General features: G+C 27.9%; 3 protein-coding genes. All 3 read left to right on the top strand.

The features are described 5' to 3' along the window. The first annotated feature begins 126 nt into the window (after positions 1 to 126). The 3 genes from G6N05_RS15410 to G6N05_RS15400 all read left to right on the top strand — a co-directional run bounded on the left by G6N05_RS15410 (position 127) and on the right by G6N05_RS15400 (position 2,966). A complete protein-coding gene (locus G6N05_RS15410) occupies positions 127 to 1,356 on the top strand; it encodes a Shedu immune nuclease family protein (RefSeq protein ID WP_166131843.1) in 1,230 nt (409 codons plus the stop codon). 186 nt (positions 1,357 to 1,542) lie between these two features. Beyond that, positions 1,543 to 2,124 (top strand): hypothetical protein, encoded by a 582-nt coding sequence (locus tag G6N05_RS15405; protein WP_166131840.1) that lies wholly within the window; start codon positions 1,543 to 1,545, stop codon positions 2,122 to 2,124. A 167-nt stretch (positions 2,125 to 2,291) separates the two neighbouring features. Next, a complete protein-coding gene (locus tag G6N05_RS15400; protein ID WP_166131837.1) occupies positions 2,292 to 2,966 on the top strand; it encodes a DUF4919 domain-containing protein in 675 nt (224 codons plus the stop codon). The last annotated feature ends 84 nt before the right edge of the window (positions 2,967 to 3,050 follow it).

Below are 3,050 nucleotides of genomic sequence, written 5' to 3'. Positions count from 1 at the left end.
ATTCACGTTTACATTTCGCAAGAAATTGTATCTTAGCATCAAATAATAATTTACGAAGTCGCCACTTCAGCAAGCCGTGGCCCGTTGTAGGCAATTTTACCGCCGAATGTGAAAACTAACACAATTATGAAAGAAATAAAAAACACGGAAAAGCTAATCTTGTTTGAAGAATCAACAAAGTCTGTAAAGAAAATATATAGACAAAACAAAGAGGATGAAAAAAAAGAGAAAGTTTTGATTTATTCTTTCATTAAAGGAAATATTGATTATGAATATGATGGTGAAAAAATAAAAAAAATCATAATTGAAAATTCAGACCAATTTCCAAACTTTATCAGTCCATATGGTTATGGTTTTTCAGAAAGAAGTTTAAATAATTTTCTACGTTATAATTTTAACGATGATAAAATAGATACAATAGTTTTAAGCGAATCAAAATCTTCATCGAGAAATAAAACCCAATTAATTCTTAATTACGATGATATAGAATCATTAATAAAGTCAATAAATCAAGAACAAAGAGCTTGCAATGACACTAAAAAAATTCTTATCAAAAATCTTATCGTTGACATTTTTCCTGATGTTAATTTTGACCATTCTGAAACAAACAATAATAAAGACTTGATATTAAGAAATCTAAATGATAAATTAATAGAAAAGTTGACTGCTGATGAAATACAAAAATTAGGTGAGTTTTATGTAAAAGCAACTCGAAAATTTAAAGCTGGACACATTATTAAAAAGATGACTGCGGGATTAATGAAAAATGCGCAAATACTGTCTTTACAAGAAATAATAATAAAATATGAAAAACTCCTAAAGGAGAATCCAGCTGAAAGTGAGTGGCAAAAATTTTTTGATGAGTATATCACATTATTTGACAGTAGATATGTACATAAAATAAATTATAAAAATATTGCAACAGGAATCACTAAATATCCTGATTTAGTTTTAGTTGACATATATGGATATATTGATTTTTATGAACTTAAAAAAAGTGGTACAGACTTGATTCAATATGATAAGAGTCATAAAACTTGGTTTTGGAGTAAAGATGTTTCAATGGTAATAGCACAAGTTTCAGACTATCTTCAAAAATCCAAAGAAAATGCTTTAAGCTATGCAAAAGCCATAAAAGACGAAACAGAAACCGATACCGAACAAGGTTTGGAAGTAAATATTATAAATCCGAGAGCTATAATTGTAATTGGTCACACAAAACAATTAGACACTGAAAAGAAACGAAACCACTTTAAAAATTTAAGAGAAAGTCTAAAAGATATCGAGTTTGTCTTATATGACGAACTGTTGGAAAGATTAAAAAATCTATTAGATACTATAAAAATTGATAAATAAAAACTGCCTACAACAGGCGTTTGGCAAGATTGCGAATTTTGTAGTAAATACACGTTTACATTTCGCAAGAAATTTTATCTTTAACAGAAAATAATCAGTTCCGAAGTTCGCAACCTCGCCAAGCGCCGGAACGTTGTGTGCAACCAATTTTGAAAACTAAACGAAAATAGAAACTAAAAAATATAAATGGAAATTTCAGATAAATTATATCAACTTGTAGCAGAAAATGAAATTGATAAAGCTATAGAAATTGCAGAAAATCATTTAAAAAGTCTTCAAAAAACAGATTTTCATAAAATTATTGGAAAGAATTTATTTCATTTAACAAATAATTTGACGAACTATATAAGTGAATTTTACGATAATTATAAAAATGAATTTGACTTTAAAGCAATTTATTCTGAAATGAATGGATTTACTATAAATTATGATTTATGGTTTATAGATTTGTTTGGATTTGACAAGTGTGAAGGTTTAGAAGATTTAGATTGGCTCGGTGATTTTGATTATTCAACAGAAAACAGTTTGAAAATTACTGGATTTGAAGATTTGCAAAATGTTTATCAAGATTATATGGAGAATGAAAAATATAATGATAAAGAATTAGAGAAAGTTTGTGAAGTCTGCGAATTATTAATCATTTTAAGATTGCAAGAATTATTCAGAGAGTCGAAAAAGATTGCAATTAAGGAAAAACTGGATTGGAGTGAAATACCAATATTTGTAACTGCTCACGATTACGAAATGATTTATGATGTAAATCCTTAATACGAATTTTGGCTGACACACAACAGGCGTTTGGCAAGATTGCGAATTTAGTAGTAAATACACTTCTATTTCTCGTAAGAAATTTTATCTTTGATAGAAAATAATCGGTTCCGAAGTTCGCAACCTCGCCAAGCGCCGGAACGTTAGCACCAATATCACCAGAAACGATGAAAAATAAGATATTTACAGCGATTTTTTTATTAATATTTAGTGGAATTTCTTTTGCGCAAGAAGAACTGAAAATAAATTTTGATGAGATTAAAATGAAAGTCGAAAATGTTAATTCAGAAACTTATTATCCAAAACTAATAAAAAGATTTAACGAGTTTGATACGACACTAACTTTAGAAGAAAATTCACTTATTTATTTTGGCTTTTCATTTCAAGAAAATTATTTGAAAAATAAACCACGAGAAGACGAACTTCAAACATTAAGTAATAATAAAGAATATGAAAAGTTAGTATTAGAGTGCCAAAAGATACTCGAAAAAAATCCTGTGAGTTTAGAAGGCAATAACAAAATGGGATTTGCTTTATTTAAACTTGAAAAACCTGAAACGGAATGGAAAAAATATCAAAAAAGATATAGAGATTTAAGAAAAGTAATAAGTTTCAGTGGTAATGGTTTGAGTTGTGAAACCGCATTTAAAGTTATTTATGTTTCTGATGAATACAATATAATTTATGACTATTTTGAAATTCCAAAAATAAGTCGTCAGTCTTTGTCGGGATTATGCGATCGATTTATTAATGAAGTTAGTGAATATTATAAAGCAACCGAAATCTATTTTGACGCTTCAAGATCACTAATAAGAAATGAAGAAATTATAAATAAAAAATAAATACTGGTGCTAACAGGCGTTTGGCAAGATTGCGAATTTTGTAGTAAATACACGTTTATTTCTCGCAAGAAATTTTATCTTTGA

The organism is Flavobacterium bernardetii (assembly GCF_011305415.1).
GTDB classification, from domain to species: domain Bacteria; phylum Bacteroidota; class Bacteroidia; order Flavobacteriales; family Flavobacteriaceae; genus Flavobacterium; species Flavobacterium bernardetii.
The sequence above is the reverse complement of the archived record's forward strand: the minus strand, read 5'-3'. Positions and strand labels throughout refer to the sequence as shown.